The sequence below is a fragment of the Sphingopyxis sp. genome (genome assembly GCF_965279755.1).
Taxonomy (GTDB): domain Bacteria; phylum Pseudomonadota; class Alphaproteobacteria; order Sphingomonadales; family Sphingomonadaceae; genus Sphingopyxis.
Window position 1 is genome coordinate 861748 of record NZ_OZ257261.1, and the last position, 22572, is coordinate 884319.

Annotated in this window: 23 protein-coding genes; 6 read left to right on the forward strand and 17 right to left on the reverse strand. The window is 65.1% G+C overall.

From position 1 onward, the window contains the following. Positions 1-31 precede the first annotated feature (31 nt). The 3 genes from ACQY80_RS04195 to ACQY80_RS04205 form a co-directional block, all read right to left on the reverse strand. Positions 32-457 (reverse strand): DUF6491 family protein, encoded by a 426-nt coding sequence (locus ACQY80_RS04195; RefSeq protein WP_428683944.1) that lies wholly within the window; start codon positions 455-457, stop codon positions 32-34. 84 nt (positions 458-541) lie between these two features. Beyond that, positions 542-1078: a GNAT family N-acetyltransferase gene (locus tag ACQY80_RS04200; protein WP_428683946.1), complete on the reverse strand. Its 537-nt coding sequence runs from the start codon at positions 1076-1078 to the stop codon at positions 542-544. Beyond that, entirely contained in the window at positions 1071-1673 is a 603-nt protein-coding gene (locus ACQY80_RS04205; RefSeq protein ID WP_428683947.1) for a thymidine kinase, read from the reverse strand. Before ACQY80_RS04205 ends, ACQY80_RS04200 begins: the two co-directional genes overlap by 8 nt. 125 nt (positions 1674-1798) lie before the next feature. Between ACQY80_RS04205 and ACQY80_RS04210 the strand changes: the two genes are divergently transcribed. Then, positions 1799-3220: a WS/DGAT/MGAT family O-acyltransferase gene (locus tag ACQY80_RS04210; RefSeq protein WP_428683949.1), complete on the forward strand. Its 1422-nt coding sequence runs from the start codon at positions 1799-1801 to the stop codon at positions 3218-3220. Between the two features lie 8 nt (positions 3221-3228). Here ACQY80_RS04210 and ACQY80_RS04215 read toward each other — a convergent pair whose 3' ends face one another. The 8 genes from ACQY80_RS04215 to chrA all read right to left on the reverse strand — a co-directional run bounded on the left by ACQY80_RS04215 (position 3229) and on the right by chrA (position 11798). Further along, positions 3229-3936 (reverse strand): hypothetical protein, encoded by a 708-nt coding sequence (locus tag ACQY80_RS04215; RefSeq protein ID WP_428683951.1) that lies wholly within the window; start codon positions 3934-3936, stop codon positions 3229-3231. After that, positions 3933-4343, reverse strand: a complete 411-nt coding sequence (gene rbfA / locus ACQY80_RS04220; RefSeq protein ID WP_428683953.1) for a 30S ribosome-binding factor RbfA — start codon at positions 4341-4343, stop codon at positions 3933-3935. Before rbfA ends, ACQY80_RS04215 begins: the two co-directional genes overlap by 4 nt. Positions 4344-4346: 3 nt before the next feature. Next, complete coding sequence (locus ACQY80_RS04225; RefSeq protein WP_428683955.1) at positions 4347-4898, reverse strand: DUF1697 domain-containing protein; 552 nt, start codon at positions 4896-4898, stop codon at positions 4347-4349. Between the two features lie 36 nt (positions 4899-4934). After that, a complete protein-coding gene (gene infB, locus ACQY80_RS04230; protein WP_428683957.1) occupies positions 4935-7487 on the reverse strand; it encodes a translation initiation factor IF-2 in 2553 nt (850 codons plus the stop codon). Between the two features lie 17 nt (positions 7488-7504). Then, positions 7505-8299: a DUF448 domain-containing protein gene (locus ACQY80_RS04235; protein WP_428683959.1), complete on the reverse strand. Its 795-nt coding sequence runs from the start codon at positions 8297-8299 to the stop codon at positions 7505-7507. Continuing rightward, on the reverse strand, positions 8280-9929 hold the full coding sequence (gene nusA, locus ACQY80_RS04240; RefSeq protein ID WP_428683961.1) for a transcription termination factor NusA: 1650 nt from the start codon (positions 9927-9929) through the stop codon (positions 8280-8282). Before nusA ends, ACQY80_RS04235 begins: the two co-directional genes overlap by 20 nt. Then, the gene (gene rimP, locus ACQY80_RS04245; protein ID WP_428683963.1) at positions 9929-10474 is read right to left on the reverse strand and encodes a ribosome maturation protein RimP; all 546 of its coding nucleotides are present in this window, start codon (positions 10472-10474) and stop codon (positions 9929-9931) included. Before rimP ends, nusA begins: the two co-directional genes overlap by 1 nt. Positions 10475-10616: 142 nt before the next feature. Further along, positions 10617-11798, reverse strand: coding sequence for a chromate efflux transporter (gene chrA, locus ACQY80_RS04250; RefSeq protein WP_428683965.1), 1182 nt, complete (start codon positions 11796-11798; stop codon positions 10617-10619). 228 nt (positions 11799-12026) lie between these two features. Here chrA and ACQY80_RS04255 point away from each other — a divergent pair, with 228 nt between their 5' ends. From ACQY80_RS04255 to dmeF, 3 genes are read left to right on the forward strand one after another with little or no spacing between them, the layout of a single operon-like run. Beyond that, positions 12027-12821 carry an ABC transporter ATP-binding protein gene (locus ACQY80_RS04255; RefSeq protein WP_428683967.1) on the forward strand — a complete coding sequence of 265 codons (795 nt, stop codon included), beginning with the start codon at positions 12027-12029 and terminating at the stop codon, positions 12819-12821. A 42-nt stretch (positions 12822-12863) separates the two neighbouring features. Next, positions 12864-13139, forward strand: a complete 276-nt coding sequence (locus tag ACQY80_RS04260; RefSeq protein WP_428683969.1) for a metal/formaldehyde-sensitive transcriptional repressor — start codon at positions 12864-12866, stop codon at positions 13137-13139. Positions 13140-13147: 8 nt separating this feature from the next. After that, entirely contained in the window at positions 13148-14071 is a 924-nt protein-coding gene (gene dmeF, locus ACQY80_RS04265) for a CDF family Co(II)/Ni(II) efflux transporter DmeF (RefSeq protein ID WP_428683971.1), read from the forward strand. Here dmeF and ACQY80_RS04270 read toward each other — a convergent pair. Continuing rightward, entirely contained in the window at positions 14068-14574 is a 507-nt protein-coding gene (locus tag ACQY80_RS04270) for a hypothetical protein (RefSeq protein ID WP_428683973.1), read from the reverse strand. The two genes, dmeF and ACQY80_RS04270, sit on opposite strands and share 4 nt — an antisense overlap. A gap of 199 nt (positions 14575-14773) precedes the next feature. Between ACQY80_RS04270 and ACQY80_RS04275 the strand changes: the two genes are divergently transcribed. Together ACQY80_RS04275 and ACQY80_RS04280 are read left to right on the forward strand one after the other, a co-directional pair. Next, positions 14774-15889, forward strand: coding sequence for a cell wall hydrolase (locus ACQY80_RS04275; protein WP_428683975.1), 1116 nt, complete (start codon positions 14774-14776; stop codon positions 15887-15889). 44 nt (positions 15890-15933) lie between these two features. Continuing rightward, positions 15934-16320 (forward strand): VOC family protein, encoded by a 387-nt coding sequence (locus tag ACQY80_RS04280; RefSeq protein ID WP_428683977.1) that lies wholly within the window; start codon positions 15934-15936, stop codon positions 16318-16320. Positions 16321-16363: 43 nt separating this feature from the next. Here the strand turns inward: ACQY80_RS04280 and ACQY80_RS04285 are convergent, their stop codons facing one another. The 5 genes from ACQY80_RS04285 to ACQY80_RS04305 all read right to left on the reverse strand — a co-directional run bounded on the left by ACQY80_RS04285 (position 16364) and on the right by ACQY80_RS04305 (position 22519). Continuing rightward, positions 16364-18076: an ATP-binding protein gene (locus ACQY80_RS04285; RefSeq protein ID WP_428683979.1), complete on the reverse strand. Its 1713-nt coding sequence runs from the start codon at positions 18074-18076 to the stop codon at positions 16364-16366. Positions 18077-18157: 81 nt separating this feature from the next. Then, entirely contained in the window at positions 18158-18928 is a 771-nt protein-coding gene (locus tag ACQY80_RS04290) for a TIGR02186 family protein (protein WP_428683981.1), read from the reverse strand. Then, on the reverse strand, positions 18925-19833 hold the full coding sequence (locus ACQY80_RS04295) for a sulfite exporter TauE/SafE family protein (RefSeq protein WP_428683983.1): 909 nt from the start codon (positions 19831-19833) through the stop codon (positions 18925-18927). Before ACQY80_RS04295 ends, ACQY80_RS04290 begins: the two co-directional genes overlap by 4 nt. A 119-nt stretch (positions 19834-19952) precedes the next feature. Beyond that, complete coding sequence (locus ACQY80_RS04300; protein WP_428683985.1) at positions 19953-21098, reverse strand: hypothetical protein; 1146 nt, start codon at positions 21096-21098, stop codon at positions 19953-19955. Continuing rightward, positions 21095-22519 (reverse strand): glycosyl transferase family protein, encoded by a 1425-nt coding sequence (locus tag ACQY80_RS04305; protein WP_428683987.1) that lies wholly within the window; start codon positions 22517-22519, stop codon positions 21095-21097. Before ACQY80_RS04305 ends, ACQY80_RS04300 begins: the two co-directional genes overlap by 4 nt. Positions 22520-22572: the final 53 nt, after the last annotated feature.

Below are 22572 nucleotides of genomic sequence, written 5' to 3' on the forward strand. Positions count from 1 at the left end.
CCGCGCGCTTGACCCGCGCGCGGGTCGCTTGTCAATTCGCGTCCGCGGCTTTGCGCGCTGCCTTTTCGGCTTCGCGGGCGGCCTTGATCTCCGCCTTGGTTGGCGGCGGCGCAGAACTGACGAACGAGATCAGCGGGCAGCGTTCGCGTCCCGCGAGGATCGTCGCATAGCGGTCGAGCGTCGAACTGCCGCGATTGTCGATGCCGATCGCCTGCGCGAAATCGACATTACGACAGCGGACAGCAAATTTGCCATAATACCAGTCGCCCTTGCGATCCTGTACCCAGATGCCGTCCTCATCGTCGGCGCGCCACGTCTTGATAGTCGTATCGTTAGGGAAGGTGATGCTCGATTCGACGCCCGTCGCGCGCGGGGCACTTGCGGGCTCGTCGGCCGCCGCAACTGCTGAAAGGGGAAGCAAGGCGGCGGCCAGGGAGAGTGCGAGAGTCTTTTTCATGGGACGAGTCTTTCACATTATCGGCCCTGGCAAGGTGTCCGTAGACCCCCCAACCTGAACCGGTGCTGACCCTAGGCCAGCACCCTAGCCCTGCCAATCGCTGGAAAGCAGCGACCAGAGCCCGGTATCGCGCAGATAGCCGGTCCATGTGATGCGCTCCGACCGCAACACGCCCTCCTTGGTGCAGCCGAGCTTGGTAACCGCAGCCTGACTCCGCTTGTTGCGCTCGTCGATGCGGAATTCGATGCGGCGAACGCCGACGCCAAAGGCATGATCGATCATCAGCCGCTTGACCCGCCCGTTGAACCCCGTGCCGCGCGCATCGGGGTGGATATAGCTGTTGCCGATCTCAATCGTCTGCGCGCTCCAGTCGGGGCGCAGCCAGGCAGTCATCCCGACCAGCCGGTCGCCACCCATGATCGCATAGGGCATGCGGTTTTCGTGCCCGATCAACGCGGCGAAGCTCGTATCGAAATGGTCGGGGCCGAAACTCGACGAGTAGATCGGCCAGATATCCGGATCGGCCGCGCAGGCCGCACGCAGCGCTGCGCGATGCGCCTCGGTCAGCTTGACGAGCCGCAGATCGCCATCGGCGAGTTCGACATAAAGCGCGTCACGCATTGGTCAGCGCTTCTGCCGCCTCACGCCGCTTTGCCATGAAGTGCCGGCGGCACATCGCGACATAGCGGTCGTTGCCGCCGATCTCGGTCTGCGCGCCCTCCACGACAGCCAGGCCGCTTTCATCGACGCGCAGGTTCATCGTCGCCTTGCGGCCGCATTCGCACACCGCCTTCAGCTCGACGAGCGCGTCGGCGATACCGAGCAGCGCGGCCGATCCCGGGAACAGCTCGGCCGAGAAATCGGTGCGAAGGCCATAGCAAAGCACGGGGATGTTCGTCTCGTCGGCAAGCCGCGCGAGTTGCAGCACCTGCGCGCGTGACAGGAACTGGGCTTCGTCGACGAGGACGCAGGCGAGCGGACGCTCACGATTCTCTTCGCCGACCGCGGCGAACAGATCGCTTTCGGGATCGAACTTGTGCGCCTCGGCGAGCAGGCCGATGCGGCTGGTGATCTGGCCCGCGCCATAACGGTCGTCGAGCGAAGCGGTCCACAGCATCGTCTCCATCCCGCGTTCGCGATAGTTGAAGTCCGCCTGCAGCAGCGTGGTCGATTTGCCGGCGTTCATGCTGGCATAATAGAAATAGAGCTTGGCCATATGCCGCTGCTAGCCGCTCGTTTTGGGACAGGCAATGCGCCTCCGCGCGGGTCGCTTGACTCGCCCACCACCCCTGTCATGCTGCGCAGCATAAAGTCGCAACAAAACAGTGGGGAGAGCGACCGATGCGGCTGATGCCGATCAGCGATGCGATGTTCCTGGTGGGCGAAAGCCGCGAGATGCCGATGCATATCGGCGGGATCAATCTCTACACCTTGCCCGACGACGTCGACGAGACCGAATGGCTGAACGAACAGCTCGCGCTGCTCCGCCAGTCGGAGGGCCTTCGCCGCCCGTTCAGCGAGGTTCTGAAACTCACCCCGCTCGGCCAATATGGCCCGATCCGGCTGGAGCCGGACCGCGACATCGACATGCACTATCATGTCCGCGCCGCCGCATTGCCCAAGCCCGGGCGCTATCGCGAGATGTTCGAGCTCGCCTCGCGGCTCCACTCGGGGCTGCTCGACCGCACGCGGCCACTCTGGGAAATCACGCTGATCTCCGGCCTGCCGAACCGGCAGATCGCGACCTTCAAGAAGGTCCATCACGCATTGATGGACGGGGCCGCGAGCATCCATTTCTATAATTCGATGCTGTCGCCCGACCCCAAGGAGCGCCGCGCCTATTCGCCGCTCTCGGTCGAGGCCTATGAGGCGTACAAGCGCCAGTTCCCGACGCCGAAGAAGCCGGCGCGGCCCAGCCTGATGGATATCAAGGCGATCGGCGATTTCCTGAAGGAGCAATGGGGCAACAGCGTCGGCGTGACCAAGGCGATGAACCAGTATCTTGCCGCGATGTTCGGGCTCGGCGGCGACGGGCTCGCGACGCCCTTCTCCGGCGTGCCGCGCACCAGCTTCAACCGCAACATCACCGGCGCGCGCCGCTTCGTCGCGCAAAGCTGGTCGCTCGAACGCGTGCGCGCGGTCGGCAAAGCCTATGACGGCACGATCAACGACGCGGTGCTCGGCATGTGCGCCGGCGCGATGCGCAAATATCTTCAGTCGCTGAACGAACTGCCCGACAAGCCGCTGAAAGCGATGGCGCCGGTCTCGATCCGCCCGAAGGACGATATCGATTCGGGCAATTCGGTCGCATCGGTCACGGCGAACCTTGCGACGCATATCGACGATCCCGCCGAACGGATGGCGGCGATCCAGGAATCGATGAATTCGGCCAAGGCACAGCTCCGCGCGATGACCGCGTCGCAGATCCAGCTCTATACCGCGATCACCAGCTTCCCGATGATGCTGACCGCGCTCACCAGGACCGCCGACAAATTTCCCGCCTATTCGGTAACGATCTCGAACGTCCCCGGCCCGCGCGAGCAGATGTACTGGAACGGCGCGCGATTGGACGGCATGTATCCGGCGAGCATCCCCGTCGACGGCATGGCGATGAACATCACGCAAGTGTCGAACTTCAAGAATATCGACTTCGGCATCACCGCCTGCCGCCGCAGCGTGCCGCACGCGCAGCGGATGATCGACTATCTGGAAGAGGCGTTGGTGGAACTGGAGATGGCGGCGGGGATCAAGAAGGGGAAATAAGACGGCATCTAGGAGACCCAGCTGGACTGGACTGCAATGACGCGCCACTTCCCGTCGATCTTGCGCAACGCATAATTCTCGCCACGCCCGCACTCGCTGCCACAAACGAAGCCCACCTCCACGAAAGCGAGATCGCCTGCAACCCAAGGGGCCGAAAAAATCCAGAGGTGATCGGAAGGCATGTCGCCGCGTAGCGATATACGCCTCCGAACATCGGCAATCGCAAGCCCCGAAGTCGGGATAACGTCGAGCTTTTGCCGCGAAGCAGCCATCTGTAGCCGCGCGATCTCGCCCGCACTCGACGATTGCAAGCGTCTGATGTCGATGGTCTTCGGTAATGGATTTTCGGGTGTGATATCCGCGTAACTTTCGAGATTCACAGCAGCATCGTGCCAAGAGGCTTCCAGCAGCCGCTCCGTTTCTTGGCCTAGCTGTCCATCAAGGACCACACACTCTTCGGATGCCTCCGTCGCTCCACACGGCTTCGTTTCGATGAATTCGATATGGGGCGCTTTCGCGGCCTCAGGCATAGGCGGCGTAACGAAGCCGCCGGCCTCGGCATTTTGCACTGACAGGCTGTAATCCGCCGCGACTCCGATGATGTCGAGTGCGTCGTCGCGCGATGGCCGCAAGAACTGGGGTGGCAGGAAGACAGGCGACAAAGCCACTCCGATCGCCGCCAACGTGGCGATCACGAGCGGAGCGACCTGCCTCATTCGCCCTCGCCGCTCTCCAGATCCCGCACCACCTTCGGGTCGCGCAGTAATTTCTCGATGTGGCTTGCCTCGTCGAAGCTTTCGTCGGCGAGGAACTTCAGCTTTGCGGCATATTTCATGCGAACCTTCGCCGCGACGCTCTTCTGAAGATAGGCGGTGTTGGTGCGCAGCGCCTTGAGCACCGCTTCCTCGTCCTTGCCGAGCAACGGCTTCACGAACACCGTCGCGTGGCGCAGGTCGGGCGACATGCGGACTTCGGTGATGCTCACCGGGTGCGTCGCGAGCACATCGTCATGGACGTCGCCGCGCGCGAGGATTTCGGACAGGAGATGACGCACTTGCTCGCCGACGCGCAGCACGCGGACCGAGGGGCCGTTGTCCTTTTTCCGGTCCTTTTCGGTCTTCATGGCCTAACCCTTTGCCTCTTCGTCCAGTTTCGCGACGATGCGCGCGATCGAGCGCATGTTTCGCGCGGTGCCCTTATGCTCCAACCGGCGTTCGATCATCCGGGCGGTCAATTTGCTGTCGGCGGCGCCATCACCGAAGTCGATATAGATCGACCGGTCGCCGAGCGCGAGGCGCTCGTTCGGCCTGATCCACTTATCGGTGGCGAGCACCTCGAACTGCGCCTGCGTCGGCTGTCCGTCTAGGAACATCGTGTGGATGATGCGATCCTCGTTCGTGCCCGCAAACGGATTGTCGGCGATCGCTGCGGCGAGTTCGTCACGGCTGCGCACCAAAGCGGCGCAGCTCATGTCGAACCGGTCGTGGACCATCAATGTCAGCTTTTCCTCAAGCCCGCGCGTCGGCCGCGCGTCATGGTCGAACAGCACATTGCCGCTCGCCACGACGGTTTCGACGTTACTGAAGCCCTCGGCCTCGAAGGCCGCACGCAGGTCGGCCATCTTCAGCCGGTTGCCTCCGACGTTGATGCTGCCAAACAATGCCACATAGCGAGCCATGCCGGCACCTCCTGATCTGCGCGAAGCGGACGCCTGTTACAGCGTCCGTTCGCGCAGTTCGACTTCGAAGACTTCGAGGTGATCGCCCGCCTTGATGTCGTTGGTATCGGCCAGCACGACACCGCACTCCAGGCCCGCGCGCACTTCGGCGACGTCGTCCTTGAAGCGGCGGAGCGACGCGATGGTCGTTGCCGAGACGATGACGTCGTCGCGGGTAAGACGCGCGTGGAGCCCCTTGCGGATGACGCCTTCGAGCACGAGCAGACCCGCGGCCTTGTCGCGCTTGCCGGCGGGGAAGACATCCTTCACCTCGGCGCGGCCGACGACGTTTTCGATGCGCTCCGGACCCAGCTCGCCCGCCATTTCCTTCCGGACCTCATCGGTCAGGTGATAGATGACGTCGTGATACATGAAGCGCACTTTTTCGCGCTTCGCGATCTCGCGCGCCTTGGCGTTCGGGCGGACGTTGAAGCCGATGATCGGCGCGCCGGTGGCGGCGGCCAGCGTGACGTCGCTCTCGGTGATCGCGCCGGCGCCCGACTGGAGTACGCGGACACGAATCTCGTCGGTCGATATCTTGTTGAGCGCATTGACGATCGCTTCGACCGAGCCCTGCACATCGCCCTTGATGACCACCGGATATTCGATGACCTTCGCCTTGTCGGCGAGCGCCTCGAACATGCCCTCGAGGCTGACCGGTGCCTGCACCGTCCGCTTCTTGAGCGCTTCGCTCTGGCGATAGGCCGCGACTTCGCGGGCGCGCGCCTCATTTTCGACGACGGTGAGCGTGTCGCCCGCCATCGGAACGCCGCCAAGGCCAAGAACCTCGACCGGCATCGACGGGCCCGCTTCCTTGACCTGCTTGCCCTGATCATCGATCAACGCGCGGACACGGCCGCTTTCGGCGCCGCAGACGAAGATGTCGCCGACCTTGAGCGTGCCGCGGCGGACGAGGATCGTCGCCACCGGACCGCGGCCCTTGTCAAGCTTCGCCTCGACCACCGTGCCTTCGGCGGCGCGGTCGGGGTTGGCCTTCAGCTCCATGATCTCGGCCTGCACCGCGATCGCGTCGAGCAGCTTGTCGAGACCGGTCTTCTTGAGCGCCGACACTTCGACATTCTGGACGTCGCCGCCCATTTCCTCGACCACCAGCTCATGTTCGAGCAGGCGTTCGCGGACGCGCTGCGGGTTCGCGCCTTCCTTGTCGACCTTGTTGATCGCGACGATGATCGGCACACCGGCCGCCTTCGCATGGGCGATCGCCTCGATCGACTGCGGCTTGAGACCGTCGTCGGCCGCCACCACCAGGATGACGATGTCGGTGACGTTCGCGCCGCGCTGACGCATCTCGGTAAAGGCTTCGTGGCCCGGCGTATCGAGGAAGGTGACGATCGAACCATCAGGGGTCTTCACCTGATAGGCGCCGATATGCTGGGTGATGCCGCCGGCTTCGCCCGCCTGCACATTGGCGCCGCGAAGCGCGTCAAGCAGGCTGGTCTTGCCGTGATCGACGTGACCCATGATCGTGACCACGGGTGCGCGCGGTTTCAGATGCGCGGCGTCGTCGACGTCCTCGTCATGACGGATGTCGACGTCGGCTTCGCTCACACGCTTGATCTCGTGCCCGAACTCGGTGACGAGCAGTTCGGCAGTGTCCTGATCGATCGTCTGGTTGACGGTGACCGGCATGCCCATCTTGAACAATGCCTTGACCAGATCCGAACCCTTTTCGGCCATGCGATTGGCGAGTTCCTGCACCGTGATGCTGTCGGGAACGACGACGTCGCGGACCTGCTTTTCGCGCGGACCGCTCGACACCATGTGCGAACGCTTTTCCTTTTCGCGGGCGCGCTTCAGCGCCGCGAGGCTGCGTGCCCGTGCGCCTTCGTCATCATTCAGCGCGCGCGTGACGGTCAGCTTGCCCGACTGGCGACGATTGTCGCCGGCGTTACGGCCCGTCTTGGGCTCGGGACGCTTGGGTTCGGGACGCTTCGGCGCTTCGACCGGGGTGAAGCGGCGCGGCGCGGGGGCGGCGCTGGTCGTCGTGCTGCGCGGCGCAGGTGCGGGCGCTGCCTCGGCCTGCGGCTCGGCCGCTGCGGCGGGTGCCTCGACAGCCGGTTCGGCTGCGGGCGCGGCAGGAGCCGGCTCGGCAATTTTGGCGGCGGCCTGTTCGGTCCGTGCCTCGGCGCGGGCCTTTTCTTCCTCGACAGCGCGCTGGCGCGCGGCCTCGTCGCGGCGACGGCTTTCCTCGAGCGCGTTCATGCGCGCTTCCTCGGCCTCGCGCAGCAGCTGCGCCTGACGTTCCTGACGCGACATCAGGCTGTCGGCGGCGGGCTTCGGCGCGGCGGGCTTGGGAGCCGGGGCGGGCGCAGGCGCGGAGACCGGCGCAGGAGCGGCCTGAACCTCTTCGACTTCGGGCGCGGGCGCGGCTTCGCCGGGGCGACCGAGCACACGGCGGCGCTTCACCTCGACCACCACCGTATTACGGCGGCCGTGGCTGAACTGCTGCTGCACCTGGCCGGCCTCGACCGTCCGCTTCAGCCCCAGAGGCTTGCGGGTAAGGGTCGGCTTGTCCTGTTCGTCACTCATCGAAACTTCTTATTCCTTCAATACGCGTCCGAAGCATCGGAATCCGTGTCGGAATCCGTGAACGCCGTCCCATTACCCGCTTTGCGGGAATCCGTGCCCCCCGCGGAGCGGAAATCATTAGTCGAAACGCGGTTGGCCGCGTCCCTACTCCATCCGGTGAAAAACTGCCAGCGGCTCAAATGCGCGAGCACCCGGTCTGCAGCGCGGGGGTCCGTGACCGCCAGATGCACCGCATTTTCACGCCCCAATGCCATAGATAGGGTGTTTCGGTCCACCGGCAAGATCACGCCCTCGCGGCCCGAGCCTTCATCCTCTTCGCCGACACGCCATGCCTGCGCGAGCTTCTTGCGCCCGTCCTCGCCCGCATCGCTGGCGTGGAGGAGCAGGCGCACCTGTCCGCGCCGCGCAGCCTGCTCGATCTTTTCGTTACCCGAAATCAGCGTCCCTGACCGCGATTCAAGGCCGAGCCGGTCCAGCGTCGCGCGCTGAAGCCTTGCCTCGATCGACGCGCCAAGGTCATCGGGAATCGTGAAGCTGCTGTCGTGCAATGCCCGCGCGAGCCCGCCCTTGAGCTTGCCCTTCGCCTGCGCCGTTTCGAGGTCCGCGCGCGAAACGCCGATCCATGCCCCGCGACCCGGCGCCTTGCCGAGGACGTCGGGCGCGATCGTGCCGTCGGGCCCGAGCGCAAGGCGCACGAGCCGTTCGGCCGGCGCAACTTCGCCGGTCACCACACAGCGCCGCTCGGGCACGTGGTCTCCGCGCTTACCCGCGCGGTCGGTTTGGCTTAGCTGATCATTGCGCGGGGTCCGCATCGGCGGCCTCCCCGTTTTGCGGCTCCGCCGCGGGCCCGGCTTGCGACGCTTCGGCAGCCGGTTCGTCGTCGAACCAGTGCGCGCGCGCCGCCATGATGATCTCGTTGCCCTGTTCTTCGCTCAGGCCATATTCGCCCAGAACGCCGCCCTTGTCCTCGGCACGTTCGCCACGCGCCGGACCACGGCGGTTGTCCTGACGCTTTTTGGCGATCAGTTCGTCGGTCGCGAGGTCGGCCAGATCGTCGAGCGTCTTGATGCCGGCCTTGCCGAGCACGACGAGCATCGCTTCGGTCAGGTGCGGAATCTCGGCCAGATCGTCCTCAACGCCCAGTTCGCGGCGCTCGGCGCGCGAGGCTTCTTCGCGGCGTTCGAGCGCTTCGGTCGCACGGCTCTGCAACTCTTCGGCAAGTTCATCGTCGAAGCCCTCGATGCTCGCGAGTTCGTCGAGCGGCACATAGGCGACTTCTTCGAGTTCACCGAAGCCTTCGGCGACGAGGAGCTGTGCAAGCGTTTCGTCGACGTCGAGCTCTTCCTGGAACATCGTCGAGCGTTCGACGAATTCGCGCTGGCGCTTCTCGCTCGCGTCGGCCTCGGTCATGATGTCGATCTGGCTGCCGGTAAGCTGGCTGGCGAGACGGACGTTCTGACCGCGGCGGCCGATGGCAAGCGACAGCTGATCGTCGGGAACGACGACTTCGATGCGGCCGTCATCCTCGTCGATGACGACGCGCTGGACCGTTGCCGGCTGAAGCGCGTTGACGACGAAGGTTGCGGTATCTTCCGACCAGGGAATGATGTCGATCTTCTCGCCCTGCATTTCCTGGACGACCGCCTGAACGCGGCTGCCCTTCATGCCGACGCAGGCGCCAACGGGGTCGATCGAACCGTCATAGCTGATCACGCCGATCTTCGCGCGCGAACCCGGATCGCGGGCGGCGGCCTTGATCTCGATGATGCCGTCATAGATTTCGGGCACTTCCTGCGCGAACAGCTTCTTCATGAACTCGGGGTGTGCGCGGCTCAGGAAAATCTGCGGGCCGCGGTTTTCGCGGCGCACCGACAGGATGATCGCGCGGACGCGGTCGCCGACACGCATCAGTTCGCGCGGGATCTGCTGGTCGCGGCGGATCACGCCCTCGGCGCGGCCGAGGTTGACGACGATGTGGCCGAACTCGACCGACTTGACGACACCGGTGATGATCTCGTTGCCGCGATCCTTGAATTCTTCATACTGGCGCTCGCGATCGGCTTCGCGGACCTTCTGGAAGATCACCTGCTTGGCCGACTGGGCGTCGATGCGGCCCAGATCGACGGCGGGCAGCGGATCGACGATGAAGTCGCCAAGCTTGGCGTCCTTCTGCAGCTTCTGGCCGGCAGCCAGATCGACCTGCTTGAAATAATCCTCGACCTGTTCGACTACTTCGACGACGCGCCACAGGCGCAGGTCGCCGGTCTGGGCGTCGAGCTTTGCACGAATGTCGTTTTCGGCGCCGTAGCGTGCACGCGCGGCGCGCTGGATCGCTTCCTCGATGGCTTCGATGACGATGCCCTTGTCGATCATCTTCTCGCTGGCGACGCTATTGGCGATCGCGAGGAGTTCGGCCTTGTTGGCGGAAATGGCAGTGGCCATCAGTCCTGTCCTTCTTCTTCCATTTCGTCGGCGCCCTCGATCGAGAGCGGGACGGTTGCGGCAATCAATTTGTCGGTGAGAACCAGCTTCGCCGTGTCGATCGCGTCGAACGGCAGCTTGTGCTCCACCTCTTCCTTATCCGTGATGCTGACGACATCGCCGTCGATACCGACGAGCGTGCCGTTGAAACGCTGACGTCCGTTCAGCTTTTCCTTCAGCGCGATCTTCGCCTCGTGCCCCGCCCAGTCGGCGAAGTCAGCGGGGCGCGTCAGCGGCCGGTCGATGCCGGGCGACGAAACCTCGAGCCGATAGGCAAGGTCGATCGGATCCTTGCCCGCTTCCTCGAGCGCGTCGAGCTGCGCCGAAATGCGGCGCGACAGATCGGCGCAATCGTCGATCGTCAGCTGACGCGTGTCGGGCCGCTCGGCCATCACCTGCAGCGTCGGGTCGCTCTCGCCCCCAAAAAAGGCGACGCGCACGAGCGACAGGCCCATCGCCTCGGCTTCGGGCGCGATGATCGCATTGAGGACGTCGAAATCGACCAAGTCTGTTTCCCAAATCGGATGACCGGAAAACCATGCGGGAATTGCCGCCGCGGCCCGCGGCCCCGACGTCCCAACTGGCTAACCATGTCAAGAAGTAGGGCGCATATAGGCTTTGGCAGCAGAGTCGGCAAGGGAAGAATCCCTAAGGGACGAGCAGCGATCCCGCCACACCGGCTGCAACCACCAGCAGCGGCGCGACCCACTTCCCCTTGAGCATCATAACCGCTGCCACAGCGCCCGCGAAGATGGCGATCCCGGCGACGGGATTCGACACACGGAGCGTCGTCACCCAGCCGAGCTGCAGCAGGGTGGCCGCGATAACGCCGACCACCGCCGCCGCCACCCCGGCCAGCACCCGGTGCAGCGCCGGATTCTCGACCACCGCCTCCAGCCGTTCAAAGAAGATCATCGAAAACGCGAAGGCTGGCAGGAACATCCCCGCCGTAATCGCGACCGCACCCGGCAGGCCGCCCGCGACATAGCCGGCGAAGGTCGCAAAGATGACGAGCGGCGCGGGCAGCATCCCCGCCAGCGCGACACCGTCGAGGAAGCTCGCGTCGGAGAGCCATCCGCGCCCGACCGTGTCCGAGCGGACATAGGGAATGGCCGTGTAGGCGCCGCCGAAGGTCAAGAGCCCGCCCTTCAATCCGGCGATGAAGAGCGCAACGATTCCCGTCTCGCTTGCGGCGACGCTTGCTTTCACCGTGGGGTCGACGCCCGAAACGAGCAGGGCCAACACCGCCGCAGCGACGGCGATCGCGCCCGCAACGAGCGGCCGCGCCGCAAAGCTGTAGATCAGCCCGGCCGCGATCAGCGGAATCCAGAACGGCACACCCGCCAGCGTCACACCAAGCGATGCCACGGCGAGCCCCCACAGCAGCCTGTCTTCCAGAATATGCGACCCGATCCGCTGCACCGCACGCAGGATGATCGCGAGCACCGCGATCTGCACACCCAGAAAAATCGGCGCCATCGCCGTATTGCCGACGATCCAGTCCTTGTAGAGCCATGCCGCCGCCAGCATCAGTCCGAAGCCGGGGAGCATGAAGCCAAGCCCCGCAAGCAGACCGCCGATACGCCCGCGCGCGACCATGCCGAGATGGACGCACAGCTCGTGCGCCTCCGGTCCCGGCAAAATCTGCATCACGGCGAGCAGGCGATTGAAGCGTGCGGGGGATATCCAGCGCTCCTCCTCGACGAGCGCCTGTTTCACCATCGCGATCTGCGCGACCGGGCCGCCAAAGGCGAGGAAGCCGAAGCGCAGGAAGCGGAAAAAAAGCTGAAGAAGAGAAAGCCGTGGAGGCGAATAGCTCTCGGTCGTCATTGCAAGCACGCTCCTTACCGCAGACGCGGATTATGGAGCGGAACTTGGACGGCGCCCCGTCTGAACGGGCGTCCGCGTTGCCCGTGCGAGCGGCTCTATCATAACCGCAAAGGCGGGAAAGAAAGATAAGCTTCGCCATTTCAAAACAGAGCTGCGTCCCACGCCTGGCGGCGCAAATGAGCCAATTCCCCCTTCCCTCTCGCGCCCCGCCATGCTCAAGGCGCGACCATGATCGACGACTCTCCCCTGCTCGCCCTTTCGGATGTCCGCGTCATCGCCGACGAGACGTGCATCCTCGATCTGCCGGCGCTCATGATCGGGGCTGGCGAAAGCACCGCGATCCTCGGCGCCAACGGATCGGGCAAGTCGACGCTGGTCAAGCTGATCGCGCGCCAGCTCTATCCGGCATGGGGCGCCGATGTACGCATCTTCGGGCACGACAGCTGGAACGTCTTCGATCTGCGCAAGCTGCTCGGAATCATCTCGACGACGATGCAGCTCGATTTCGACGCCGAGCCGCCGCTCGAGACGCTCGACTGTGTCGTTTCCGGCTTTTTCGCCTCGCGCGGTCTGTGGGCGCATCAGCATTATACGCAGGAGATGGTCGACGCCTCGCGCGCCGCACTTGAAGAGGTCGGGGCGACGCATCTGATCGGACGCAGCATGGCCAGCCTGTCGACCGGCGAGGCGCGCCGCGTCCTGATCGCCCGCGCCCTCGCACACCGGCCGCGCGCGCTGCTGCTCGACGAACCCTGCGCCGGGCTCGACCCCGCCGCACGTCACCATTTCCTCGACATGCTCCGCAGCGTCGCGCGCGGCGGGACGACGCTAATCCTTGTCACCCATCATATCGAGGAGATCCTGCCCGAGATCGGCCGCATCGTAATGCTGCAGGGCGGGCGCGTCCTTCACGACGGTGCCAAGACGGATTTGCTCACCGGCGACGCGTTGACCGGCCTGTTCGGCCTGCCGATCGACGTGGCACGGCGCGGCGACTGGTACGACGCCGCCATCGTCCACTGATGGCTTGCCGAGAAGGCGGCATATAGGATAGGGGGGTATCCTATGTCGCATACGCAAGGCAACAAGGACCGGCTCCTCGCCCGGACGCGCCGTATCGCGGGTCAGATCGCCGCGATCGAACGCGCGATCGGCGAGGATGCGGGCTGCGCGACGATCCTGCATCAGGTGGCGGGTGTGCGCGGCGCCATCGCCGGCCTGACCGACGAGCTGGTTGCCGACCACTTGTTATCGCACGTTGTCGCGCCCGGCCTGTCGGACGCCGAACGTGCGCAAGGTGGCGACGATCTGCTCGCGGCGATCCGCCGCTACGCGAAATAGGGGGACGCATGTCGTTCGACGACGAGATCGACGCATTGACGCACGATCATAATTATCTGGGCAAACGGCACGACGAAAATGCGCGCCGCACCTTGTGGGTTGTCGCACTCACCGCGGTGATGATGGTCGCCGAGATTGCGGCGGGACTCGCCTTCAATTCGATGGCGCTGCTGGCCGACGGCTTTCATATGGCGACCCACGCCGGCGCGCTCGGCATCGCGGCGCTCGCCTATCGCTATGCCAGGCGCCACGCGACGAGCGGCCGCTACAGCTTCGGCACCGGCAAGGTCGGCGACCTCGCAGGCTTTGCCTCGGCGCTGGTGCTCGGCATCGTCGCGATCGGCATCGCGTGGGAATCGGTCGTCCGCCTGTTGGACCCCAGCCCCGTCGAATTCGGCGAAGCGACGATCGTCGCCGTCGTCGGGCTGCTGGTCAACATCGTCAGCGCGCTGTTGCTGGGTCACGGGCATAGCCATGGCCATTCGCACGATCACGGGCATGATCATGGCCATGGCGGCCATCACCGCGAGCATGACAATAATATGCGCTCGGCCTATCTGCACGTCGTCGCCGATGCGCTGACCTCGGTCCTCGCAATCGCGGCGCTGCTTGGCGGTCGCTATCTTGGCTGGGTCTGGCTTGACCCCGCGATGGGCGTCGCCGGCGCGATCGTCATCGCGGTCTGGTCATGGTCGCTGATGCGCGACACCGCCGCCGTGCTGCTCGATGCAACCGATAGCAAACTGGAGGCGGAAATCCGCGCGCTTGTCGAAGGACCGGGCGACGCCAAAATCCTCGATCTTCACGTCTGGCGCGTCGGTCCGGCAGCGCATTCGGCGATCATCAGCGTGACCGGCGCGGCACGCGGCACGATCTGCGAGCGATTGCGTCCGGTGCACGAAATCGAGCATCTGACCGTCGAGATACGCTAGTCCTCGACCACAACCTCGATCTGCGGCGCCATTCGCGCGAGCTTTTTCGCCCAGCTCTCATAAGGCCAGGGGATTACCTCCTGATCGAACCAGAAGAGCCGGTTGCCGTCGCGGTCATAGAGATGAACCTCGTCGTCGCTTTCATCTCCGCGAACGATCCGCAGCTTCCCGATCTTCGATAGATGGATCCGCCCTTCGTCGCCCCCGCCGCTACCGATCCGCGCCTGCCACCAGACGAGTTCCCCGGTTGCCGGATCGAACAGGCTGCCACGCCGCGGATTGGCGAGCATATTGAGCCCCGCCCCCAATGCCACGATCGCACCAAGCCCCTGTGCCAGCGGTACAAGCCAAGGCGCACATTCGCGTCCGTCTTCGCTGCAATTATCTTCGGGACGGACGACCGACCCGGCCCAGAAAAAGAACAGGCCGAAGATCAGCAGCAGCCACATCCGGTAATCGGTTCGTGCGCTGCGACGATAGGTCGGAAGGCCGGGTTCGGTCATGACATGCTTGATAGCGGAAGAGCCTCAACAGGCGCCTAACGCGGGGGCTGGCTGTTAAACGCGCGGCCCGATCCTGTCCTGCTGCGGGACATTGCACATGCGGTGAAACATTTTATTGGCGTTTCGGGGCATAAGGCAGGGTGACGGCGGCCATGCGAATCGGCCGCGGAGGTTGTGACGCGACGCGATGAAGCCCGAATTGACCCTTTCAGCCCGCTCGACGTGGCGCGACCCGGTGCCGGAAAAACCGGCGGGGCCGGGCCGCGAATATTGGGGCATGCTGGTCGCGATCGTGATCGTCGCCTGCCTCGCGCTCACGCTGTCGACGGGACAGTATCGCCCACGCGGCTTCGGCCCCTACAGCGTATCGGTGCCGCTGACCTTCAGGCCCTATGATCCCGCGCGCTGGGCGGTGATGAATGCCGATACCTATGAGGATGCGCTGAAGATCGACCCATCGCTGCCGAGCCCCGACAGCGTGGGCTTTGCCGATGCCACCGCGACCGCGCCGCTGACGGCCGCACAGCTTCAGCAGGAAGCTTTCGTCGGCCCGCCCGCCAAACCCTATGTGTTTCGCGGCCTGACCGCGCTCGACCGCGAGCGCGCGCATTATTGCCTGACGTCGGCGATCTATTACGAGGCCGCCTCGGAAAGCGACGACGGGATGCGCGGCGTCGCACAGGTAATCATCAACCGCACGCGCCATCCGAGCTTCCCGAACACGATCTGCGGGGTCGTCTTTCAGGGATCGCAGCGCGCAGGCGTGTGCCAGTTCACCTTCTCGTGCGACGGTGCGATGGCGCGAGCGCCCGAAAAGCGAAACTGGCTGCGCGCGAGCCGCATCGCCTCGGCAGCGCTCAATGGCTATGTCTTCCCGGGGGTCGGCCTCGCGACCCACTATCACACGACCGCGATCTGGCCGCGCTGGGGCAAGAGTCTGGTGATGACCAATATCGTCGGCGCGCATATCTTTCACCGCTGGCGCGGCCGCTGGGGAATGCCCGATGCGTTCCGCGCCCCCTATCTGGGCCGCGAGCCTGTTCCCGGGCCCTATCTGCCCGTCGCGCAGCAACTCGCGATCCTGAAGGGTCAGGGCATTGCGCCCGGCGCCGGCCCGGTCCCGACGCTTGCAGGCCCGGCCGCCACGCTTCCCGACAGTCCCGCCGCTCCGATGCCGGGCGCGATGAGCACGCCGGCCGCACCGGTTCCTGCCGCGCCCGCTGCGACGGCGCCGCCGGCCTATACCGATCCGCGGCTGAGCCAGTCGGGCCAGGTCAAAGAAGAGTTCAGCAAGAGCGGAGAGTGGATTCGCTGACCGAAGCAGCCTAGTCTCTGCCGATCACCATCAGGGAGATGGCCATGGGACATGTCAAAGGTATCGGCGGGCTCTTCTTTCGCTCGAAAGATCCTGAAAAACTGAGCAGCTGGTATCGCGAAAGGCTAGGTGTTGGCGGCGGCTGCAGCGCCGACGACAGCGTGCCGCCGAACCAGTGGGTTTGGAACGTGACGGCCGGCCCCCTCGTCTTCGCGCCGTTCAAGGCCGACACAGATTATTTCCCCGCCGACAGGCAGCACATGCTCAACCTCCGAGTCGACGATCTCGACGCGGTGCTGGCACCGTTTCACGAGGCGGGCGACGAGGTGATAACCAAACCCGAATGGGACGATCCGAGCGTCGGACGCTTCGCGCGCGTTCACGACCCCGAAGGCAATCCGATCGAGCTTTGGGAGCCGCCGGCGAAATAGAACCCTCGTCATTGCTTCGCTGCGCTCGCAATGACAAAGCTTGTTACCGCCCCTGGCTGCGCCAGCGTTTGACGACGCGCTCGAGGATTTCGGCCTCGCCGCCCGTCTCGCGCCAGAGCTTCGAGAAGAGCGGGTCGCTCGACGCGGGCCGCTTGTCCTCTTCGAGCGTATCGAGATAGACGCGGATCGGGATCGATACACCCTCGCCGCAGACGATGCATTCGCGGTTGCGGAGGGCCGGGATCGAGTCGATGAAACCGCGCGCGCCTTCGGGCATCGCGGCCTTGACGAAATGCTGGTCGCGCTCGTTGTTGAGGCGCATCGAAATGATCGTGCCGCACTGCGACAGCACGCCTTCGGCAAGGTCGGACGGACGCTGGGTGATCAGGCCCAGCGACACGCCATATTTACGGCCTTCCTTGGCGATCCGTTCCAGAATCTTGCGGACCGCCTGCCCTTGGCCGACGTCCTTCGCGGGGATGTAACGATGCGCTTCTTCGCAAACGAGCAGGATCGGGCGCTGCGGTTCGCCGCGCGACCAGATCGCATAGTCGAAGGTCAGGCGCGACAGCACCGCGACGACGACACCCGTAATATCCGACGGCACGCCCGACACGTCGATGATCGAGATCGGCCGGCCGTCAGACGGGAGGCGGAAGATCTTGCCGAGGAAGTTCGCCATCGTGTCAGCAACGAGCATGCCCGAGAACATGAAATTATAGCGCGGATCGGCGCGCATTTCCTCGATCTTGCCCTTGATCCGCATGAAGGGCGCCGACGAGGTTGCCTTGTCGAGCTTGCCCATCTCGTTCTGCAGAATGTTGAGCAGGTCGGAGAGCAGATAGGGAATCGGCGAGTCGACGGTGAGCTTGGTCATGCCCTCGGCCAGACGGTTCTTGGTACGCGCCTGAAGCAGGCAGCGAGCCAGAATGTCACAGTCGGCCTGACGGTCGCGGCCCTGCGCGGTGACGAAGACCTCGCAATGCTCCTCGAAGTTCATCAGCCAATAGGGAAGCGCCAGATTGTCGACGTCGAACAGTGCGCCGGTGCCCTTGAACGCAGCCGAATATTCGCCGTGCGGATCGACCATCACGATGTGACCCTGCGGAGCGAGTTCGCAAATCTTATGCAGGATCAGCGCAGCGCTGGTCGATTTACCGGTACCCGTCGATCCGAGCAGCGCGAAATGCTTGCCGAGCATCGCATCGACATAGAGCGAGCCGCGGATGTCGCGGGTCGGATAGATGGTACCGATCTCGACATGCGCGCGCTCGTCGGCGGCATATATTTGTTTAAGGTCGTGGCTGGTCGCTGCGAAGACCGGGCTGCCCGGGATCGGATAACGCGTCACGCCGCGGCGGAAATTGTGGATGCGGCCCGTGATCTTTTCTTCCTCGCCCTCGCCGAGAAAGTCGATCGTCGCGACGATCAGGCCTTCGCCTTTTTCGTACATTTGCTGGTCGCGAACGCTGGCGACGAGCCAGGTGCTGCCAACCCGGATCTTGACCTGCGCACCCACCTGTCCCGCCATGGCAACCGCGCTGTCGCCCGAGCCCAAAAGCTGGCCGATCGTCGCCGCGTCGAGCAGGATACGCGAGTCCGAGCCGGAAATGTCGATGACTTCGCCGATCAGCAGGTCGTCGCGATGATGGTGCGTCGCGGTCGGCGCGACGGTCGCGGTGCCGCCTCCGGCCAACCTAACGTGCTGAACAGCCGTCGAATCCCCGGCGGGAAACCCGCCACCCTGCATATCCATATTTAGCCCCGCCTTCTCTGTCCCACGCCCCGCTATCGCAGACGAGGGTAAATAGGCCGTGAACTTTGACGGGAAAGCTGCCTAACGGCGCCGGAAAATGGCGGAGGCCGCATAGCCGAGCAACAGCGACAACGCGACTGCGGTGAGGCCGTAAAGAAAGCCGTGACGCTGCGCCGCGAGCGCAACGAAGCGCTCGAAACCCGCCTTGCGGATCTGGACATCGCGCGACGCGACCGCAAGCACGCGGCCGCGGCTGATCAGATAGGTTTCGGCGCGATAGGTGCCGACCGGAACGCGCGCCGGCACGGGAATGCGGGCACGGTAGAGCACGCCCTCGCTGATTTCGACCGCGCGGGGATTTTCATAGAACAGACCCGATCGCCGATAGAGATCGATCAGCCCCGCCTCGAACCGCGCCAGCTTCTTCGCCTCCGAAAAACCGGCCGGCGACATCGACAGATTGTCGAGGCCGAGTTCGAAGATCGCGGCGGTTCGTTCGTCGACCAGCTTGTCGATCGGCCGCGACGATCCGATCGCGTAAAAGCCGGGCGAGGTCCGCAGGCGAATGCTGTTCGCATTCACCCATATCCCCGCGACACGCTTTTTCTCGCGCAGCACGACCGGCCGCACCGGCCCCTTGAGCACGACGACGATATCGGCCCGGTCGTCGGGCAGGCGTTGGCCGGGATAGAGGATCGCACCGAACAGCAGCAGTTCTTCGCCAGTGAAGCTGTACTGGATGTCGATCGCGCGGCTCGACACGTCGGGCACGAGGCGCGGATCGTCGGCGCGCGCAGCCCCTCCGGGCAAAGCGAGCCCCAGCGCGCAGATCAAGGCGCCGATCCGCTTCATTGTACCGTATAGATTTCTTCGGGGCGGATGAAGAGATCGACCGCCATGCGCAGCGCGACGATCAGCACGATCACCGCGAGGGCCATGCGCAGATATTCGGGCTTCACCTTTTGCGCGAAGCGCGCCCCGAACTGCGCGCCGGTCACGCTTCCGAGCAAAAGCAGGCCCGCCAGCACGATATCGACCGCACCGGTGGTCAGCGCATGGACCATCGTCGTTGCGATCGTCACGAACAATATCTGGAACAGCGAGGTGCCGACGACCACCTGCGTTCCCATGCCGAGCAGATAGAGCATCGCGGGAACCATGATGAAACCGCCGCCGACGCCGAGCAGCATCGTCAATATGCCGACCGCCATGCCGAGCAGCAGCGGCGCGAGCGGCGAGATGTAAAGGCCCGACCGATAGAAGCGCCAGCGCAGCGGCAAATTAGCGACCATCGGATGGTGCCGCCGCTTGCGCGCCGGCGCGGGAAGCCCCGCACGCATCCGCCGCAAAGCGCCCCAAGCCTCGCGCGCCATGATCCCGCCGACCGAACCGAGCAACACGACGTACAGGATGTTGATCGTCGTATCGATCTGGCCCCAGGCCGTGAGAAGCTCGAACAAGCCGGCGCCGATCAGCGACCCCAGCAGGCCACCGACGATCAGCACGACACCCATACGCACATCGACGCCGTCGCGCTCGAAATGCGCGAGCGCGCCCGATACGCTGGCCCCCGTCACCTGCGTCGCGGCGGAGGCGGCGGCGACCGTTGGCGGGATGCCGTAGAAGATCAGCAACGGCGTGGTCAGAAACCCGCCGCCGACGCCGAACATGCCCGACAGAAAGCCCACCCCGCCGCCGAGCAGGATGATCACCAGCGCATTGACCGAAAGATTGGCGACTGGAAGGTAGAGATCCACTGGGTCCTGGCCCTATGCCCCGAAGCGTGTTCGCGGCGCAGAACGGCGCCGAGTCCCGCGACCCTAGAGCATTTTTCGGGGGCGGGGAATCGGCAGCGCCATCTAAATTTCGTGCGCGATCAGAAGTCGGTGGCGAGAGTCAGCGCCAGACCGCTTTCTGGGCGAGTATCGCCCGCGACGCGCTGGCGCCAATCGACCGCGATACGGCTGCCCTTGCCGACGTCGGGCAGGCGCATCGTCAGCCGGGGACCGATATCGACCCGCGCCGCGCCTGGCTGAATCGCACCGGCCGCAAGTGCCCCCAGCCGCAGCGGCATGTGCCCTTCATCACCGAGCGGACGATCGACAACGACCGTGCCGTCGGCGAAACCGTCGCGCCGTCGCGCGCCGACGACGCCCGCCTGCACATAAGCGTCGAGCCGGAAACCGCCGGGGAGCGCAACCTCGCTAACCCCGCCCGTCACCATCGCGGCGAATGCGCTGCGCCCCTCGCTGCCGACCGCGACGCGCCGCTCGACCGCGATATCGACGGGCAGGCGCGCAATCGGTGCGAAGGCCGCGCCGAACGCCAGTTCGCGCTGTTCGGGTTGCCGCACCGCCATCGTCGCGCGGCCATAAGCGCGCAGCCGTCCATTGTCTCCGAAGCCATAAGCGAGCCGCAGCCCCGCCTGCGATCCACCAAGCTGCCCGCCCGCCGCGATGCCTTCGGGCGCTCCCGCCGAACCCTCGCGCAGATAAAGCCAGCCGCTGAGCGACCATTGGGCAAGCGGGCGCTGGATCCAGAATGGCTTGCCCTGCCCCGGCACGCCGGCGCTATGCGAAGGCGCTGTTGCCAGCCATGCCGGCGCCCCACCCGGCACCGAGCGAGGTGCACCCGGCAAAAGCCGCGCAGCCAGCGCGAGCCGCAGGCTATGCCGGTCGGCTCCGAATCCGCCTCCTTCGGATGGCCCGGCCGAAGGCCACGCTCCGCCGATTTCGCCAATAGTCGCAGACGCCCGGTTGGTTGCCGGGGTGGCATGTCCGTGTCGGCTTTCGGCACCGAGCCCGGCGACGCCAGAAGCCATGTCGTCGCCGTCCCAAGGGGAGGGCACCGAACGCTCGGGCGGCAAGGTCCAGGGCGGCGAAACAGGCGATGTCGGAAGCGGCAGCGCGGGGTTCCAGTTCATCGCGATACGGAGCAGGATCCAGCCGCCAAGGCACAGCAGCAGAAAGCGCAGCGATGCCGCGCGACCTGCCGCCCGTGGCCCGCCCCCCTGCATCATCATCGCGGCGCCACCCGCACCGCGGGCAATGCATCGCCGTCCCAATGCTCGGTCTTTTCCCACACAATCTCGCCCGACCGCAGCATCCGCCAATAGAGCGTTACGGCGCGGCGCGCGGCGAGGATGGCGATAACATTGGCGATGAAGGCGCGCGGCAGTGCAAACATTGCTTCGCCAAGACCATAGCACCGCGCGGTGAAATGGAATCGCATCGCGAGCCGCCATAGCAGCAGCGCGGCGTTGAGGCCGAACAACAGCCGCATCGCCGCGGCAGTCGGGGCCGTTTGCCAGCCGAAAAGCGCCTCACCCGCCAAAGCGAGGCCGGTCAGCAGCAATCCGCCATAAGCCGCCAGCACGACGAGCGCGGCGAGTGGTGAACGGCGGTCGCGCCACAGCATCCAGCGCGCGAGCCACAATCGCGCGGGCGGTATGTCCCCGCCCGAAACGCGCACCCCGAGCCACCCCAGATGATCCCATCCGGCAAGCGCGATGCCCGTGATCCAGCGCGATTTCTGCCGCACCGCCCGTTCGACCGATCCCGGAAACGCGCCACGCGATACGATCCGTTCGCCATCGGCGGTTATCGCATCGACGAAGCACGACCGGAGGCCATAGGCGCCGATCAGCATCCCGACCTCATAATCCTCGGTCAGGCTGTCGGCGCGGAAGGGATGACCGCCGCGCTCGATCGCAAGCAGTGCGAGCGCGCTTCGCGTCAGCGCACAGCCGACGCCTGCCGACGGCAGCGCAACCCCGAGCCGCGAGCGCAGCGCCAGTTCCTTGCCATGCGCCTCGGCAAATTCGTCGCCATAATGGCCACCGATCCACCGCGAACCGCCGGTCACGAACGGCACGACCGGGATCTGCACCATTGCGTGATCGGCGAGATGCGCGCGATAAAGTGCGAGTTCGGCAGGGTGCACATGATCCTCGGAATCGTGCAGGACGACCCCGGCAAAACGCATTCCCTCGGCACGCTCATCCTCGCCGAGCGCGGCCCATAGCCGGTTAAGATTGTCGCCCTTCGTCGTTGGCCCGTCCGCTGGACCGACAACAAGGCGCAACCGCGGATCGCGCGCAACCAGCGGCGATACCGAGAGCAGCGTCCCGATATCGTTCGGATAGCAACCGACATAGAGGCGGACGTCCTCCCCGTGCCAGGCCGCGAGCATGCGCGTCAGTGTCGTCGCCAGCACGCGTTCCTCGTCCCATGCCGGAATGAAGACCGCAAGCGTGCCGTCGACCGGCTGACAGGCAAAGGGCGCAGTTCCACGGCCACGGTTGCGCCAGCGATCGGAGAGCCAGAGGAGATCGAACAGCAGATCGTCGATTCCGATCAGCAGGATTCCGACCGATGCGAACAGCATCAGTTCATAGCCGGCGCCCTGAACCAGCCATTGCAGTCCTGCGGACGACCATTCCACCCGCTTGCCCCGCTCCCCCGCGCGGCCATGCCGCGATCGGTCGTCGGTAACCC

What these genes read in the sequence shown, in the direction of transcription:
- ACQY80_RS04255 (WP_428683967.1), top strand. Translation starts at nt 12,027, where the DNA reads ATGATCGACGACTCTCCCCTGCTCGCCCTTTCGGATGTCCGCGTCATC.
- ACQY80_RS04215 (WP_428683951.1), bottom strand. Translation starts at nt 3,936, where the DNA reads ATGAGGCAGGTCGCTCCGCTCGTGATCGCCACGTTGGCGGCGATCGGA.
- ACQY80_RS04285 (WP_428683979.1), bottom strand. Translation starts at nt 18,076, where the DNA reads ATGGATATGCAGGGTGGCGGGTTTCCCGCCGGGGATTCGACGGCTGTT.
- infB (WP_428683957.1), bottom strand. Translation starts at nt 7,487, where the DNA reads ATGAGTGACGAACAGGACAAGCCGACCCTTACCCGCAAGCCTCTGGGG.
- ACQY80_RS04210 (WP_428683949.1), top strand. Translation starts at nt 1,799, where the DNA reads ATGCGGCTGATGCCGATCAGCGATGCGATGTTCCTGGTGGGCGAAAGC.
- ACQY80_RS04195 (WP_428683944.1), bottom strand. Translation starts at nt 457, where the DNA reads ATGAAAAAGACTCTCGCACTCTCCCTGGCCGCCGCCTTGCTTCCCCTT.
- chrA (WP_428683965.1), bottom strand. Translation starts at nt 11,798, where the DNA reads ATGACGACCGAGAGCTATTCGCCTCCACGGCTTTCTCTTCTTCAGCTT.
- dmeF (WP_428683971.1), top strand. Translation starts at nt 13,148, where the DNA reads ATGTCGTTCGACGACGAGATCGACGCATTGACGCACGATCATAATTAT.
- ACQY80_RS04280 (WP_428683977.1), top strand. Translation starts at nt 15,934, where the DNA reads ATGGGACATGTCAAAGGTATCGGCGGGCTCTTCTTTCGCTCGAAAGAT.
- ACQY80_RS04235 (WP_428683959.1), bottom strand. Translation starts at nt 8,299, where the DNA reads ATGCGGACCCCGCGCAATGATCAGCTAAGCCAAACCGACCGCGCGGGT.
- rbfA (WP_428683953.1), bottom strand. Translation starts at nt 4,343, where the DNA reads ATGAAGACCGAAAAGGACCGGAAAAAGGACAACGGCCCCTCGGTCCGC.
- ACQY80_RS04225 (WP_428683955.1), bottom strand. Translation starts at nt 4,898, where the DNA reads ATGGCTCGCTATGTGGCATTGTTTGGCAGCATCAACGTCGGAGGCAAC.
- ACQY80_RS04200 (WP_428683946.1), bottom strand. Translation starts at nt 1,078, where the DNA reads ATGCGTGACGCGCTTTATGTCGAACTCGCCGATGGCGATCTGCGGCTC.
- ACQY80_RS04205 (WP_428683947.1), bottom strand. Translation starts at nt 1,673, where the DNA reads ATGGCCAAGCTCTATTTCTATTATGCCAGCATGAACGCCGGCAAATCG.
- ACQY80_RS04260 (WP_428683969.1), top strand. Translation starts at nt 12,864, where the DNA reads ATGTCGCATACGCAAGGCAACAAGGACCGGCTCCTCGCCCGGACGCGC.
- ACQY80_RS04300 (WP_428683985.1), bottom strand. Translation starts at nt 21,098, where the DNA reads ATGATGATGCAGGGGGGCGGGCCACGGGCGGCAGGTCGCGCGGCATCG.
- ACQY80_RS04270 (WP_428683973.1), bottom strand. Translation starts at nt 14,574, where the DNA reads ATGACCGAACCCGGCCTTCCGACCTATCGTCGCAGCGCACGAACCGAT.
- ACQY80_RS04290 (WP_428683981.1), bottom strand. Translation starts at nt 18,928, where the DNA reads ATGAAGCGGATCGGCGCCTTGATCTGCGCGCTGGGGCTCGCTTTGCCC.
- nusA (WP_428683961.1), bottom strand. Translation starts at nt 9,929, where the DNA reads ATGGCCACTGCCATTTCCGCCAACAAGGCCGAACTCCTCGCGATCGCC.